Origin of the sequence: Pseudomonas sp. FSL R10-0399, assembly GCF_009600165.1 — a bacterium.
In the GTDB taxonomy this organism is placed as follows: domain Bacteria; phylum Pseudomonadota; class Gammaproteobacteria; order Pseudomonadales; family Pseudomonadaceae; genus Aquipseudomonas; species Aquipseudomonas helleri.
Genome location: NZ_WIWK01000136.1, coordinates 1 through 14856, shown reverse-complemented (window position 1 = coordinate 14856; position 14856 = coordinate 1). Strand labels below are relative to the sequence as shown.

Here is a 14856-nt window from a genome sequence, read left to right as displayed (position 1 = left end):
GCGCCCGTGGCTGCCAGCAGCCTGGGCGGCCAGTTGACGCAACTGGTGCTGGGTCTGCTGCTGGTGCTGGGGCTGATCTTTGCCCTGGCCTGGGTGCTGCGTCGGGTTCAGCAAGGAGGCGCACGCCAGGGGCAGGTCATCGAACTGATCAGCTCGCGGGCCCTGGGCACCCGTGACCGGCTGGTGCTGGTGCAAGTGGGCAACGAGCAAATCCTGCTCGGCCTGACGCCGGGGCGCATCACCCCGCTGCATGTGCTCAAAGAGCCGGTTGCAGCGCCGGACACCACGCAACCGGCCACGCCTGAATTTGCCAAGCGGCTGATGGAAATCCTCGGCCAGCAAAAGGACAAGCCGTAATGCGTTTAGCTGTCGCACTGTTGTTGGCCTTGCTCGCGCCGGTCGCCTTGGCGGCCGACCCGTTGTCGATCCCGGCAATCACCCTGGGCACCGGCGCCAACGGGCAGCAGGAGTATTCGGTCAGCCTGCAAATCTTGCTGATCATGACCGCCCTGAGTTTTATCCCGGCGTTCGTGATGCTGATGACCAGCTTTACGCGGATCATCATCGTGTTTTCGATTCTGCGTCAGGCGCTGGGGCTGCAACAAACCCCGTCCAACCAGATACTCACCGGCATGGCGCTGTTCTTGACCCTGTTCATCATGGCGCCGGTGTTCGACAAGGTGAACCGCGACGCCCTGCAGCCGTACCTGGCGGAAAAACTCACGGCCCAGGACGCGATCCTCAAGGCGGAAGGGCCGATCAAGGACTTTATGCTGGCGCAGACCCGCACCAGCGACCTTGAGCTGTTTATGCGGTTGTCCAAGCGCACAGACATCCCGACGCCCGACGCGGCGCCGCTGACCATTCTGGTCCCCGCTTTCGTCACCTCCGAGCTTAAAACTGCATTCCAGATCGGCTTTATGATCTTCATTCCGTTCCTGATCATCGACCTGGTAGTGGCCAGTGTGCTGATGGCCATGGGCATGATGATGCTCTCGCCGTTGATCATCTCGTTGCCGTTCAAAATCATGCTGTTCGTGCTGGTGGACGGTTGGGCGCTGATTATCGGCACCCTGGCCAGCAGTTTCGGCGGAGTCTGAGCCCATGACCCCAGAAGTCGCAGTCGACCTGTTTCGCAATGCGTTGTGGCTGACCACGATGATGGTCGCGGTGCTGGTGATCCCCAGCTTGCTGGTGGGTTTGCTGGTGGCGATGTTTCAGGCGGCGACGCAAATCAACGAACAGACCTTGAGCTTTTTGCCGCGTTTGCTGGTGATGCTGGTCACCCTGATCGTGGCCGGGCCATGGTTGGTGCAAACCTTTATGGAATACATCCTGCAGTTGTACGGCAGTATTCCGCAGTTGATCGGCTAAATGTCGCTGCTGGCCCTGACGGATGCGCAGATCAGTACCTGGGTCGCCAGCTTTATGCTGCCGCTGTTTCGGGTGGGCGCGGTGCTGGCCACCATGCCGATCATCGGTACCACGCTGGTGCCCAAGCGCATCAAGCTGTTTCTGGCCTTGGCGATCACCCTGGCGATCATGCCCAGCTTGCCGCCGCTGCCCACCGTCAACCCGCTGGACCTTAGCGGCCTGATGCTGATTGCCGAGCAAATTATTATCGGTGCCTTGCTCGGCTTCTCGTTGCAGCTGTTTTTCCAGGCGTTTGTGGTGGCCGGACAAATCGTTGCGGTGCAGATGGGCATGGGCTTCGCCTCCATGGTCGACCCGGCCAACGGGGTCAACGTGGCCGTGATCGGGCAGTTTTTCACCATGCTGGTGAGCCTGCTATTTTTGTCCATGAACGGTCACTTGGTGGTGTTTGAAGTGCTCACCGAGAGCTTCACCACGTTGCCGGTTGGCGGCGGGCTGATGACTAATCATTACTGGGAAATCGCCAACAAACTGGGCTGGGTCCTGGGCGCAGCCCTGTTGCTGGTGCTGCCGGCGATCACCGCCTTGTTGGTGGTCAACATCGCGTTTGGCGTCATGACCCGTGCGGCCCCGCAACTCAACATCTTTGCCATCGGTTTTCCGCTGACCCTGGTGCTGGGCATGGTCATTCTGTGGATCAGCATGGCCGACATTCTCAATCAGTATCAGCCGCTGGCCTCCGAGGCTTTGCAGTTTTTACGTGAACTGGCACAGGCGAAATAGCCATGGCAGAGAGCGAGAGCGGCGCCGATAAAACAGAAGACCCCACGGAGAAACGAAAAAAAGACTCCAGGGAAAAGGGCGAAATCGCGCGCTCTAAAGAACTCAATACCTTGGCGATCATGCTCGCCGGGTCGGCCGGGCTGCTGATTTTTGGCGGGGCGCTGGCCGAAGACCTAATGGAAGTGATGCGCTACAACTTCAGCATCAGCCGCGAGACCTTGTACAACACCGACTCCATGGCCGCCTTTTTGCTGCACTCGGGCAAAATCGCCCTGATTGCCTTGCAGCCGGTGCTGATCACCTTATTGATCGCCGCCATCGTCGGCCCCATCGCCCTCGGTGGCTGGCTATTTGCTGCGGGCAGCCTGGCCCCCAAATTCAGCCGCATGAACCCGCTGGCGGGGCTTAAACGCATGTTCTCGGCCAAGGCGCTGGTGGAACTGCTCAAGGCGCTGGCCAAGTTTTTCATCATCCTGATCGTCGCCTTGCTGGTGTTGAAATCCGACATCGACGACCTGCTGCGCATCGCCCATGAGCCCCTGGAGCTGGCGGTGATCCACAGCCTGCAAGTGGTGGGCTGGAGTGCGTTGTGGATGGCCTGCGGGTTGATCTTGATTGCCGCCGTCGACGTGCCGGTGCAGTTGTGGGAAAGCCATAAGAAACTGCTGATGACCAAGCAGGAAGTGCGCGACGAACACAAGGACCAAGAAGGCCGGCCCGAAGTTAAACAGCGCATTCGCCAGGTGCAGCGTGAAATGTCCCAGCGCCGCATGATGAGCGCCATCCCCGATGCCGACGTGATCATCACCAACCCGACGCACTACGCCGTGGCCCTCAAATACGACCCCGAAAAGGGCGGGGCGCCGATGTTGCTGGCCAAGGGCAGCGACTTTTTGGCGCTGAAAATTCGAGAAATCGGCGCCAAGCACAACATCCTGCTGCTGGAGTCCCCGGCGCTGGCGCGCTCGATCTACCACTCCACCGAACTTGAGCAGGAGATCCCGGCGGGCCTCTACCTGGCCGTGGCGCAGGTGCTGGCGTACGTCTACAAGATCCGCCAGCACCAGGCGGGCAAAGGCAAGCGGCCTGACCCGCTGAAAGACCTGCCGATTCCGCCGGATTTACGCCGCGATGACTAAATGTGAAGCCAAGAGCTGACAAGCGGTGAAAATTTGAAGACGGACTGTCATTTCTGACAGTAGAGGCTTTGCGCAAACCTGCTTAACTTGAGAGGTCGAGTGCTTTTGGTTCGTGTGCAGGCAATGGAGATGCGCGATGTCGATCGAGTTAACCCTTATTCCCAATGGCTCTATCAAAACCTGTGTGTTGAGTGATTCCCGAGAAAAAGCCAAGGTGGATCTTGAGGGGTTGTTCCCGAAGTTTCCTGCGCTGGACGGCACATTTGCGATTTTTTGGCTGGATCAATTGCAAGGCCGCCACATTGTGGGCTTCAGCACGGAAGGCACTAATTTGCTGGCCGTCATTTCCTTGCCCACGGTGCCCCACAGCAGCGGGCGAGAGCAGTACTACAGCGCGATCGTTGAGCGCTGCTACAAAGAGCGTGATTCGATACTGACGTTTATGCGCAAGTCATTGAGCTTTGAAGGCATCAACGGGCGCTGTGTGCGCAGTTTTATCCTGTACAAACTTATCCGCCAGTTGCAGCTGGACAGCGTGCCGGTGTGGGAAGAACACCCGCATGTACGGGATGGGCGTTGTGGCGCCATTTTGATTGGTGGTTGCGGCTCTGACCGCTATGAGCCCAACCGCAAGATAGACGTCGTGTTCGGTTCAAACAGCAGCGCGTGCCTGGTGATTGACCTGGGCGAATGGCGCTGGAACTGAGCCTCACTTTTTTGCCTCGCCAGAGGCAGATCAAAAGATCGCGAGCAAGCTCGCTCCTACAGATTTTTGTGTTTGCCTGCCGATTTATCGGCAGCTTCGCACAGCGTTGGCGCTTGCCGCTGTTATACCCCGACGCTTATAGTCCGCGCTCGCCCTCATGGCGACCAGGTTTGGCGACTTGGAACCTAACCGTAGATGCAGAAGCGTTGTGAGTCCTTGTGCGCGCAATTTGTGGGTTGCAAGGCTTTATGGCGGTTGTGCGTGGGAGACCTTTGGGTCTGCCGGAGTTTCTATGGTTATCCGGTTCGCCAACCCGCGTACAGCTGCCACCCATTCGTTTGGCGACGATGGGGGCTTTTGCTTTTAACCATTGGACATAACTTATGACGCATTCCCCGTATATCCCGCTGACCGCCATTGACTGCACCATTCCCGCCTTATTGATCGACCGCAATGCGCCACTGGATGTGTTGCATGCCAACGCGGCTGCCCGTGTTTTGGCGGTCACCCAACTGATGGAAACCTTTGCCAGCCGCGAACTGGCCGAGGCCGACGCCATTGATCTCAAACACCTGGCCAGCACCGCAGTGTTATTGCTGCGCGATGGCTGTGACGTGCTCGACGTGCTGGGCTGGCGATTAAGGCCGGTTTAACCCCTCCCCCGGTAGGAGCGAGCTTGTCTCGCGATCTTTTGATCTGTCTTGTGATCTGGTTTTTGATCTTGATCTACAGGCCCCTTCGGGAGGCCGTACGCCGGGGCAAGGCCTTTTTGGGTACTTTTGTGGCTGTTTGACAAAAGTGCCTCGCTGTAAGAGCGAAACCCGTAAAACGCCGTTGCGCATCGAATGGATATGTACACCTTTCAAGATCAAAAGATCGCGAGGCAAGCTCGCTCCTACAGATTTTTGTGTTTGCCTGCCGATTTATCGGCAGCTTCGTACAGTGTTGGCGCTTGCCGCTGTTGCACCCCGATGCTTATAGTCCGCGCTCGCCCTCATGGCGACCAGGTTTGGCGACTTGGAATGAAAAGATGAATAACGTTAGTGCGTCTAACCATTGGACTTAACTTATGACGAATTCACCTTACATCCCGCTGACCGCCATTGACTGCACCATTCCCGCCTTATTGATCGACCGCAACGCGCCACTGGATGTGTTGCACGCCAACGCGGCTGCCCGTGTGTTGGCGGTCACCCAACTGATGGAAACCTTTGCCAGCCGCGAACTGGCCGAGGCCGACGCCATTGATCTCAAACACCTGGCCAACGCCGCAGTGTTATTGCTGCGCGATGGCTGCGACGTGCTCGACGTACTGGGCTGGCGCTTAAGGCCGATGTAACCACAACCCCTGTAGGAGCGAGCTTGCTCGCGATCTTTTGATCTTGATCCCCAGCTCGCGCCTACAGAGTTTGGATTTACCTCCCGGTGACGTGGCCTTTTGCCAAAGTTGGAAGGCTTCTTGCAGTGGCAGGCTTGCAGACGCATCTGGCGTCAAAAGTTTGCTAAAGGTTTAGGCATGTCATTGGATCGCTCTCAGTTAATCAACACCGCACGCAACGGTCTGGCCGGTTTGGGTCACGGGCAGTTGGGCGTACCGCTGTTGCTGCTGGTGATGCTGGCAATGATGATGTTGCCCATCCCGGCGTTTCTGCTGGATGTGTTTTTTACCTTCAACATCGCGCTGTCGATTGTGGTCTTGCTGGTGTGCGTGTACGCGCTGCGCCCGCTGGATTTCGCGGTGTTCCCCACCATTTTGCTGGTCGCGACGCTCATGCGCCTGGCGCTCAACGTGGCGTCGACCCGGGTGGTGATGCTCCACGGCCAGGAGGGCCACGCCGCTGCCGGTAAGGTGATCCAGGCCTTCGGTGAGGTGGTGATCGGCGGCAACTATGTGGTCGGTATGGTGGTGTTCGCGATTTTGATGATCATCAACTTCGTGGTGGTGACCAAGGGGGCCGGGCGGATCTCCGAAGTGAGCGCGCGCTTTACCCTCGACGCCATGCCCGGCAAACAAATGGCGATTGACGCCGACCTCAACGCCGGGCTGATCGATCAGAACCAGGCCAAGCTGCGCCGTCAAGAAGTCGCCCAAGAGGCCGAGTTCTATGGCTCCATGGACGGTGCCAGCAAGTTTGTGCGCGGTGACGCCATTGCCGGTCTGTTGATCCTGTTTATCAACCTGATCGGCGGCATGGCCGTGGGCATCTTCCAGCACAGCATGAGTTTTAGCGAAGCGGGCAAGGTCTACGCCTTGCTGACCATCGGTGACGGTCTGGTGGCGCAATTGCCGTCGCTGCTGTTGTCGACCGCCGCCGCGATCATGGTGACCCGTGCTTCGGGCTCCGAAGACATGGGCAAGCAAATCAATCGCCAGATGTTCGCCTCGCCCAAGGCGCTGGCGGTGTCTGCCGGTTTGATGGCGGTGATGGGGATCGTGCCGGGCATGCCCCATGTGTCCTTCCTCAGCCTGGCTGCTGTGGCCGGTGGCGCTGCCTACTGGATGTGGAAAAAACAGAACGTGGCCAAGGTTCAGGCCCTGCAAGAAGTGCAGCGCCAACAAGAGCTGCTGCCTTCGCCCGCCCGTGCCCAAGAGACCAAAGAGCTGGGCTGGGATGACGTCACGCCCATCGACATGATCGGCCTGGAAGTGGGCTATCGCCTGATCCCGCTGGTGGACCGCAACCAGGGCGGGCAATTGCTGGCGCGGATCAAGGGCGTACGTAAAAAGCTGTCCCAAGACCTGGGCTTTTTGATGCCCACCGTGCACATCCGCGACAACCTCGACCTGGCGCCGAGCGCCTATCGCCTGACACTCATGGGCGTGATTCTGGCCGAAGCCGAGATCTACCCGGACCGCGAACTGGCGATCAACCCCGGCCAGGTGTTTGGCACCCTCAACGGGATCACCGCCAAAGACCCGGCCTTTGGTCTGGAAGCAGTGTGGATCGAGGTCAGCCAGCGTAGCCAGGCGCAATCGCTGGGCTATACCGTGGTCGATGCCAGTACGGTGGTGGCGACGCACCTTAACCAGATTCTGTACAAGCATTCCCATGAGCTGATTGGCCATGAGGAAGTGCAGCAACTGATGCAATTGCTGGCCAAGTCGTCGCCTAAATTGGCTGAAGAGTTGGTGCCGGGCGTGTTGAGCCTGTCGCAGTTGCTCAAAGTGTTGCAGGCGCTGCTGGCCGAGCAGGTGCCGGTGCGCGATATACGCAGCATTGCCGAAGCCGTCGCTAACAATGCCCACAAGAGTCAAGATACTGCCGCTTTGGTTGCCGCCGTGCGCGTCGGCTTGTCCCGCGCCATCGTGCAAAGCATTGTCGGCGTTGAGTCTGAGCTGCCTGTGATCACCTTGGAGCCAAGGTTGGAACAAATATTGCTCAATAGTTTGCAGAAGGCCGGACAAGGCCAGGAAGACGGTGTGTTGCTGGAGCCAAGCATGGCAGAAAAACTCCAGCGCTCACTCATCGACGCAGCGCAGCGTCAGGAGATGCAAGGCAACCCGGTGATCTTGCTGGTGGCAGGCCCGGTACGCGCGATGCTTTCGCGGTTTGGCCGTTTGGCGGTGCCCAACCTGCATGTGCTGGCGTACCAGGAAATTCCTGACAACAAGCAAGTGACCATCGTTGCGACAGTGGGCCCTAACGGCTGAGGGTTTGATCTATGCAAGTGAAGCGATTTTTCGCCGCCGACATGCGTCAGGCCATGAAACTCATTCGTGATGAATTGGGCGCGGATGCCGCCATTATTGGCAATCGCCGGATCGCCGGCGGTGTTGAGTTGACCGCAGCGCTGGACTACAAGCTGTCCGCGCTGGCACCGCGGGTGCCGAACGTTGAGCTGGAAGAAGAACTGCGCAAGACCCAGTCCAAGATTGTCTCGGCTCAGGCCGAGTTGAGCTTGCGCGCAGAAGGCGACACTGATGCCAGCCGCCAGTTGTTTGCCGGCTTGCCGCTGACCGCCGCCGAGCCGTTGATTGAGCCGCGCTTTGACGAACCGTCGCGGCCACAGCCTGCACCTGCACCGGCGCCATCGATTGACCAGCGGGTGTTTGACGACATGCGCAATGAGCTGAACGGCCTGCGCGAGTTGCTCGAAGTGCAGCTGGGCTCGCTGGCCTGGAACCAGTTGCAAGGCTCAAGGCCTGAGCAGGCCAATTTGTGGCGGCGTTTGCAGCGCATCGGTTTGTCCGGTCCGTTGTCCCACAGTTTGTTGACCCAGGTGACCGAGATTGAAGAACCGCGTCAGGCCTGGCGCATGTTGTTGGCGCACCTGGCCCGGATGATTACCACCCCTGAACTGGAGCCGCTGGAAGAGGGCGGTGTGATCGCGATGGTCGGTCCTGCAGGCATGGGTAAAACCACAACGCTGGCCAAGCTGGCGGCACGTTATGTGCTCAAGTACGGCGCGCAAAATATTGCATTGGTGAGCATGGACAGCTTTCGTATCGGCGCCCAGGAGCAGCTTAAAACCCTGGGGCGCATTCTCAATGTGCCGGTGACCCACGTGGCCCCCGGCCAGTCGTTGGGCCAAACCCTCGAGCCGCTGGCGCGCAAGCGCGTGGTGCTGGTCGACACCGCCGGGCTGCAAGCCAGTGACCCGGCGTTGCGCCTGCAACTGGACAGCCTCGCCGGGCGCGGGATCAAGGCGCGCAATTATCTGGTCCTCGCCACCACCAGCCAGAAGCAGGTGCTGTCGGCCGCGTATCTGAGCTACAAGCGCTGCGGGCTGGCCGGTTGCATTCTGACCAAGCTGGATGAAACCGCCAGCCTTGGCGAAGTACTGAGTCTGGCGATCAGCAATGACCTGCCCGTGGCGTACCTCACGGACGGTCCGCGGATCCCGGACGATCTGCACTTGCCGCGCCGCCACCAATTGGTGAGCCGGGCGGTGAGTGTGCAAATGCAGGAAGAACCCAGCGAAGAAGCCATGGCCGATATGTTCGCTGACATTTACCACAGCCCGCCCAAACGGGTTGGCTAGGGTAAAGATGAAAACGTTGCAATGTACCTACATTGAAGGTCTGCACAGTGTTGTTCCTGGGGGAACACGCAGCACTCTCTGTAGCCGCGTCTAAGTAAGACAAGGTAAAAAAAGATCATGGGCAGCATGCATCCCGTACAGGTGATCGCAGTGACCGGCGGCAAGGGTGGCGTCGGTAAAACTAACGTGTCAGTCAATTTGTCCATCGCGCTGGCCGAACTGGGCAGGCGCGTCATGTTGATGGACGCCGACCTCGGGTTGGCGAATGTTGATGTCCTGTTGGGGCTGACACCGAAATTTACCCTGGCCGATGTGGTCGAGGGTCGCTGCGAGCTGCGTGATGTATTGCTCCTGGGCCCCGGCGGGATTCGTATCGTGCCCGCCGCGTCTGGCGCCCAGAGCATGGTGCAGTTGAGCCCTGCGCAACACGCCGGCCTGATCCAGGCGTTCAGCGACCTGAGCGACAATCTCGATGTGCTGGTGATTGATACCGCCGCCGGGATCGGTGAGTCGGTGGTCAGTTTTGTCCGCGCAGCCCAGGAGGTTTTGCTGGTGGTGTGTGACGAGCCGACCTCCATTACTGACGCCTATGCGTTGATCAAACTGCTTAACCGTGACTACGGCATGAACCGTTTTCGGGTGTTGGCGAACATGGTCCAGAGCCCGCAAGAAGGGCGCAACCTGTTCGCCAAGCTGACCAAAGTGACTGACCGTTTTCTTGACGTTGCCCTGCAATATGTGGGCGCCGTGCCGTACGACGAGTGCGTGCGCAAGGCCGTGCAAAAGCAGCGCGCCGTGTACGAAGCATTCCCGCGTTCCAAGTGCTCCCTGGCGTTCAAGGCTATCGCGCAAAAGGTCGATACCTGGCCGTTGCCGGCTAACCCCCGTGGCCACCTGGAGTTCTTTGTCGAACGTTTGGTACAGCAAGCAGGTGGAGGACGAGTCTGATGACTGCCAGCGGCTATCGCATGTACAGCAAGCCGTCACGTGACAGCCAATATGAGCTGATCGAGCGCTATGCGCCGTTGGTCAAACGCATCGCTTATCACCTGTTGGCGCGTCTGCCTGCCAGCGTGCAAGTGGACGACCTGATTCAGGCCGGGATGATCGGCCTGCTCGAGGTCTCGAGCAAGTACGACGCCACCAAGGGCGCGAGTTTTGAGACCTACGCCGGCATTCGCATTCGCGGTGCCATGCTTGATGAAGTGCGCAAGGGTGACTGGGCGCCACGCTCGGTGCACCGCAATACGCGCATGGTCAGTGACGCAATTCGCGTTATTGAAGCAAAAACCGGCTGTGACGCTAAAGATCACGAGGTTGCGGCCGAACTCCAGTTAAGCCTTGATGATTATTACGCCATCTTGAACGACACCCTGGGCAGTCGTCTGTTCAGCTTCGACGACCTGTTGCAGGACGGCGAGCACGAGGGGCTGCATGAAGATGGCGCCAGCGCGCACCTTGAGCCGTCGCGAGACCTCGAAGACGAGCGCTTTCAGGCCGCGCTGGCCGAGGCCATCAGCTTGTTGCCCGAGCGTGAGCGGCTGGTGTTGGCGCTGTACTACGACGAAGAGCTCAACCTCAAGGAAATCGGTGAGGTGCTGGGGGTCAGCGAGTCGCGTGTCAGCCAGTTGCACAGCCAGTGCGCCGCCCGTTTGCGCGCACGCCTGGGGCAGTGGCGAGCGCATTAAGTATGTGGGAGCGGGCTTGCTCGCGATGCAGGCACCACGGTGTTTCAGGTACACCGCAGGGATTCTATCGCGAGCAAGCCCGCTCCCACGGTTGATTCAAGGCGTGTGTGAAACCGAATTGATTGAATGGCGCGGTCCGGTTGTGATCGCGTTTAAGACTGCTGGAGGTCGACTTGAACAAAGACATGAAAATCCTCATCGTTGATGACTTTTCAACGATGAGGCGGATCATTAAAAACCTGTTGCGTGACCTGGGGTTCACCAACACGGTCGAGGCGGATGACGGCACCACGGCGATTCCGATTCTCAATCTGGGGCATATCGACTTTCTGGTCACCGACTGGAACATGCCGGGCATGACCGGTATCGACTTGCTGCGCCATGTGCGTGCCGACGAAAAACTCAAGCACTTACCAGTCTTGATGGTCACCGCCGAAGCCAAGCGCGAGCAGATCATCGAGGCTGCCCAAGCCGGTGTAAACGGTTATGTGGTCAAGCCATTCACCGCCATCGCCCTCAAGGACAAGATCGAAAAGATCTTTGAACGCATCGGTTGAACGGTTCCCCGGGGGGCACTATGGAGCGGAAGGAATCAACAGTGGGCGAGTTTGAGTCGACCCTGAAAAAACATGCTCAAGAGCTGGTTGAAAGCCTTGAAAAAGGCCAGTTCGGCGACGCAGTACAGCTGATTCATGAACTGAACCAGACCCGCGATCGTGGCCTTTATCGTGAAGTCGGCAAGCTGACGCGTGAATTGCACAGCGCGATTGTCGATTTTCATATTGATCCGACCATGCCGCGCGCCGAAGAAGTGTCGCAGATCACGGATGCGACCGAGCGCTTGGCTTATGTTGTGAAGCTAACGGAAGCCGCCGCTAACCGGACCATGGATCTGGTCGAGAACTGCACGCCGCTGGTCAATGGCCTTGGCCAGGAAGCCAAGGCTTTGAGCGCGGACTGGGGGCGTTTTATGCGCCGCGAAGTCGGTGCGCAAGAGTTCCGCGAGCTGGCACGTCGGGTAGACAGTTTTTTGACGCGCAGCGAAGCCGAACAGCAGATCGTCTCCAGTAACCTGACTGACATTCTGCTGGCCCAGGATTACCAGGACCTCACGGGTCAGGTGATCAAGCGGGTCACGCAGTTGGTCACCGACGTCGAGCAGAACTTGCTCAAGTTGGTGCTCATGGCCAGCCAGGTCGATCGCTTTGCCGGGATCGAACATGACCACGAAGCGCTGCGTGCTGAAAATAATTCGCAAAAAAACCTGACGAAGGGTGAAGGTCCGCAGATTCATGCCGATAAGCGTAGTGACGTCGTATCCGGCCAGGATGATGTAGACGATTTGCTGTCCAGTTTAGGTTTCTAGGTCTTGAGTAGGCGTGCGGGCGCTGTTGTCCGGCGCTGAAAGGTCCTCCTTCAAGGAGCACACACATGAGCTTCGGCGCCGATGAAGAAATCCTTCAGGATTTTTTGGTTGAGGCCGGCGAAATTTTAGAGTTGCTGTCCGAACAACTGGTCGAGCTGGAAAGCCGACCGGATGATGCAGACTTGCTCAATGCTATTTTTCGCGGTTTTCACACTGTAAAAGGAGGCGCCGGCTTCCTGCAGCTCAATGAGTTGGTGGAGTGCTGCCACATCGCCGAGAACGTGTTCGACATCCTGCGCAAGGGTGAGCGCAGCGTCGACGCAGAATTGATGGACGTGGTGCTTGAAGCCCTGGACGCCGTCAACGGGATGTTTGCCCAAGTGCGCGAGCGCAGCCCGATCACCGCCGCCAGCCCTGAGTTGCTGGCCGCGCTGGCGCGTTTGGCCGAGCCTGGTGCTGCCCCGGCAGCGGTCGAAGCGCCTGCTGTGGTGGTCGAGGCCGTATCTAACGATAGCACCGGCGACATTACCGATAACGAATTTGAACAACTGCTCGACTCGCTGAATGCGGTCAAGGCTGATGCGGCGCTTGTCGAACAGGCCTCTGACGACGCGACCCTGAGCGACGAAATCAGCGACGCCGAGTTCGAGTCATTGCTTGATCAGTTGCACGGCAAAGGCAAGTTCTCTGCGAACGCCGTGGCCACGCCCGCAGCCGCTTCAGCTCCGGCAGCATCTGCTGCGGCCAGCAATGAAATCACTGACGATGAATTCGAGGCGCTGCTGGACCAATTGCACGGCAAGGGCTCGTTCAGCGCAGACGCCCTTGAGGCTGTCGCCGCTGCCCCTGCTGACGTCGCGGCTGAACCCGTCGCGGACACGCCGGCAGCCCACATCACCGATCAAGAATTTGAAGCCCTGCTCGACGAGTTGCATGGCAAAGGCCAGTTTTCGGCCGAAAGCCCAGCGGTCGCCGCTACCGTCAGTGCGGTTGCAGCGCCAGTCGCGAGCAAGGTCCAAGCCAAACCCGAAGCCAAGCCTGCCGCCCCACGCCCGGCCCCTGCCCGGGCAGCACCGGCACCGCAGGAAAAACCGGTGGCCAGCGAAGCCGAAACCACGGTGCGGGTGGACACTGCGCGGCTCGACGAGATCATGAACATGGTCGGCGAGCTGGTGCTGGTGCGTAACCGCCTGGTGCGCCTGGGCCTGAGCATTCATGACGAGGCCATGGCCAAGGCGTTGTCCAACCTCGACGTGGTTACCGCAGACCTGCAAACCTCGGTCATGAAGACCCGCATGCAGCCGATCAAGAAAGTCTTCGGCCGCTTCCCGCGTCTGGTTCGCGATTTGGCCCGCCAGCTGAAAAAAGAAATCAGCCTGGAACTGGTGGGCGAAGACACCGACCTCGACAAAAACCTCGTGGAGGCGCTGGCCGACCCGTTGGTGCACTTGGTGCGCAACGCGGTTGACCATGGCTGTGAAACCCCCGAAGAGCGCGAAGCGGCGGGCAAGTCGCGGTGCGGGCGGGTGGTGCTGTCGGCCGAACAGGAAGGCGACCATATCTTGCTGTCGATCTCTGACGACGGCAAAGGCATGGACGCCAATGTGCTGCGCGCCATCGCCGTCAAAAAAGGCCTGATGGACAAGGACGCCGCCGATCGCCTCAGCGAAAACGACTGCTACAACCTGATCTTTGCTCCGGGCTTTTCGACCAAAACCGAGATTTCTGACGTGTCGGGCCGTGGCGTGGGCATGGACGTGGTGAAAACCAAAATCGCCCAGCTCAATGGCTCGCTGGCCATTGAGTCGACCTTGGGCAAGGGCTCAAAAATCGTCATCAAAGTGCCGCTGACCCTGGCGATCATGCCGACCCTGATGGTCATGCTGGGCAATCAGGCGTTTGCCTTCCCGCTGGTCAACGTTAACGAAATTTTCCACCTGGACCTGTCACGCACCAACGTGGTTGACGGCCAGGAAGTGGTGATCGTGCGCGACAAAGCGTTGCCGCTGTTCTACCTCAAGCGCTGGCTGGTGGCCTCGGCCGCCCATGAAGAGCAACGCGAAGGGCATGTGGTGATTATCTCGATTGGCACCCAGCGCATCGGCTTTGTCGTCGATCAACTGGTCGGCCAGGAAGAAGTGGTGATCAAACCGTTGGGCAAAATGCTTCAGGGCACGCCGGGCATGTCGGGCGCCACCATTACCGGTGACGGTCGCATTGCCTTGATCCTGGATGTGCCGAGCATGCTCAAGCACTACGCCTCGCGGCGTATTTGATTCTCGTAGCAGGGGGCGCCAGCGTGCCCTGCCGCCTAACGGAGTGTTTATGGTAGTCAAGGTCCTGGTGGTGGACGATTCTGGGTTTTTCCGCCGTCGTGTGTCGGAAATTCTGTCGGCTGACCCGACGATTAAAGTGATCGGCACCGCCACCAATGGCAAGGAAGCAATTGATCAGGCGTTGGCGCTCAAGCCCGACGTGATCACCATGGACTACGAAATGCCGATGATGGACGGCATCACCGCGGTGCGCCACATCATGCAGCGCTGCCCGACGCCGGTCTTGATGTTCTCGTCGCTGACCCATGAAGGCGCGCGCGTGACCCTCGATGCGCTGGACGCCGGGGCCGTGGACTTCCTGCCGAAGAATTTCGAAGACATCTCGCGCAACCCCGACAAGGTCAAACAGCTGCTGTGTGAAAAGGTCCATACCATTTCGCGCAGTAACCGGCGCATGTCCAGTTACAGCGCGCCGCCGCCCGTTGCCGCACCGGCACCTGTGAGCCGTGCTCCGCTAGGTGGGGCGCCCACGCCTGCACCC

At 59.1% G+C, this 14856-nt stretch carries 16 protein-coding genes; all 16 read left to right on the top strand.

Going from position 1 to position 14856, the window contains the following annotated elements; genetic code table 11:
- Positions 1-357, top strand: a 357-nt coding sequence (fliO, locus tag GHO41_RS25785) for a flagellar biosynthetic protein FliO (RefSeq protein ID WP_153435026.1), incomplete at its 5' end; no start/stop codon positions are given.
- Positions 357-1100, top strand: coding sequence for a flagellar type III secretion system pore protein FliP (gene fliP, locus GHO41_RS25780; protein ID WP_048390404.1), 744 nt, complete (start codon positions 357-359; stop codon positions 1098-1100). The genes fliO and fliP, both read left to right, overlap by 1 nt.
- 4 nt (positions 1101-1104) lie before the next feature.
- Positions 1105-1374, top strand: a complete 270-nt coding sequence (fliQ, locus tag GHO41_RS25775; protein WP_016781562.1) for a flagellar biosynthesis protein FliQ — start codon at positions 1105-1107, stop codon at positions 1372-1374.
- A complete protein-coding gene (gene fliR, locus GHO41_RS25770; RefSeq protein ID WP_048371396.1) occupies positions 1375-2157 on the top strand; it encodes a flagellar biosynthetic protein FliR in 783 nt (260 codons plus the stop codon). It begins immediately after the preceding gene.
- A gap of 2 nt (positions 2158-2159) precedes the next feature.
- Positions 2160-3296 (top strand): flagellar biosynthesis protein FlhB, encoded by a 1137-nt coding sequence (gene flhB / locus GHO41_RS25765; RefSeq protein ID WP_153435025.1) that lies wholly within the window; start codon positions 2160-2162, stop codon positions 3294-3296.
- Between the two features lie 136 nt (positions 3297-3432).
- Entirely contained in the window at positions 3433-4002 is a 570-nt protein-coding gene (locus GHO41_RS25760) for a hypothetical protein (RefSeq protein ID WP_153435024.1), read from the top strand.
- Positions 4003-4385: 383 nt separating this feature from the next.
- Positions 4386-4655, top strand: a complete 270-nt coding sequence (locus GHO41_RS25755) for a short-chain dehydrogenase (protein ID WP_123752204.1) — start codon at positions 4386-4388, stop codon at positions 4653-4655.
- 416 nt (positions 4656-5071) lie between these two features.
- A complete protein-coding gene (locus GHO41_RS25750; RefSeq protein ID WP_153435023.1) occupies positions 5072-5341 on the top strand; it encodes a short-chain dehydrogenase in 270 nt (89 codons plus the stop codon).
- Positions 5342-5524: 183 nt separating this feature from the next.
- A complete protein-coding gene (gene flhA / locus GHO41_RS25745) occupies positions 5525-7654 on the top strand; it encodes a flagellar biosynthesis protein FlhA (RefSeq protein WP_048371631.1) in 2130 nt (709 codons plus the stop codon).
- A gap of 11 nt (positions 7655-7665) precedes the next feature.
- Positions 7666-8985, top strand: coding sequence for a flagellar biosynthesis protein FlhF (gene flhF / locus GHO41_RS25740; protein ID WP_048371386.1), 1320 nt, complete (start codon positions 7666-7668; stop codon positions 8983-8985).
- Positions 8986-9102: 117 nt separating this feature from the next.
- Positions 9103-9933, top strand: a complete 831-nt coding sequence (gene fleN, locus GHO41_RS25735) for a flagellar synthesis regulator FleN (RefSeq protein WP_048371384.1) — start codon at positions 9103-9105, stop codon at positions 9931-9933.
- Positions 9930-10673, top strand: coding sequence for an RNA polymerase sigma factor FliA (gene fliA, locus GHO41_RS25730; RefSeq protein WP_227024854.1), 744 nt, complete (start codon positions 9930-9932; stop codon positions 10671-10673). Before fleN ends, fliA begins: the two co-directional genes overlap by 4 nt.
- A gap of 185 nt (positions 10674-10858) precedes the next feature.
- Positions 10859-11230 (top strand): chemotaxis response regulator CheY, encoded by a 372-nt coding sequence (locus GHO41_RS25725; protein WP_162207692.1) that lies wholly within the window; start codon positions 10859-10861, stop codon positions 11228-11230.
- Positions 11231-11250: 20 nt separating this feature from the next.
- Positions 11251-12039: a protein phosphatase CheZ gene (locus tag GHO41_RS25720; RefSeq protein ID WP_153435022.1), complete on the top strand. Its 789-nt coding sequence runs from the start codon at positions 11251-11253 to the stop codon at positions 12037-12039.
- 65 nt (positions 12040-12104) lie between these two features.
- A complete protein-coding gene (locus GHO41_RS25715; RefSeq protein ID WP_153435021.1) occupies positions 12105-14315 on the top strand; it encodes a chemotaxis protein CheA in 2211 nt (736 codons plus the stop codon).
- 49 nt (positions 14316-14364) lie between these two features.
- Positions 14365-14856: response regulator (locus tag GHO41_RS25710; protein WP_153435020.1), on the top strand; the 492-nt coding region annotated here is incomplete at its 3' end.

What these genes read in the sequence shown, in the direction of transcription:
- fliP (WP_048390404.1), top strand. Translation starts at nt 357, where the DNA reads ATGCGTTTAGCTGTCGCACTGTTGTTGGCCTTGCTCGCGCCGGTCGCC.
- fliQ (WP_016781562.1), top strand. Translation starts at nt 1,105, where the DNA reads ATGACCCCAGAAGTCGCAGTCGACCTGTTTCGCAATGCGTTGTGGCTG.
- fliR (WP_048371396.1), top strand. Translation starts at nt 1,375, where the DNA reads ATGTCGCTGCTGGCCCTGACGGATGCGCAGATCAGTACCTGGGTCGCC.
- flhB (WP_153435025.1), top strand. Translation starts at nt 2,160, where the DNA reads ATGGCAGAGAGCGAGAGCGGCGCCGATAAAACAGAAGACCCCACGGAG.
- GHO41_RS25760 (WP_153435024.1), top strand. Translation starts at nt 3,433, where the DNA reads ATGTCGATCGAGTTAACCCTTATTCCCAATGGCTCTATCAAAACCTGT.
- GHO41_RS25755 (WP_123752204.1), top strand. Translation starts at nt 4,386, where the DNA reads ATGACGCATTCCCCGTATATCCCGCTGACCGCCATTGACTGCACCATT.
- GHO41_RS25750 (WP_153435023.1), top strand. Translation starts at nt 5,072, where the DNA reads ATGACGAATTCACCTTACATCCCGCTGACCGCCATTGACTGCACCATT.
- flhF (WP_048371386.1), top strand. Translation starts at nt 7,666, where the DNA reads ATGCAAGTGAAGCGATTTTTCGCCGCCGACATGCGTCAGGCCATGAAA.
- fleN (WP_048371384.1), top strand. Translation starts at nt 9,103, where the DNA reads ATGGGCAGCATGCATCCCGTACAGGTGATCGCAGTGACCGGCGGCAAG.
- GHO41_RS25725 (WP_162207692.1), top strand. Translation starts at nt 10,859, where the DNA reads ATGAAAATCCTCATCGTTGATGACTTTTCAACGATGAGGCGGATCATT.
- GHO41_RS25720 (WP_153435022.1), top strand. Translation starts at nt 11,251, where the DNA reads ATGGAGCGGAAGGAATCAACAGTGGGCGAGTTTGAGTCGACCCTGAAA.
- GHO41_RS25715 (WP_153435021.1), top strand. Translation starts at nt 12,105, where the DNA reads ATGAGCTTCGGCGCCGATGAAGAAATCCTTCAGGATTTTTTGGTTGAG.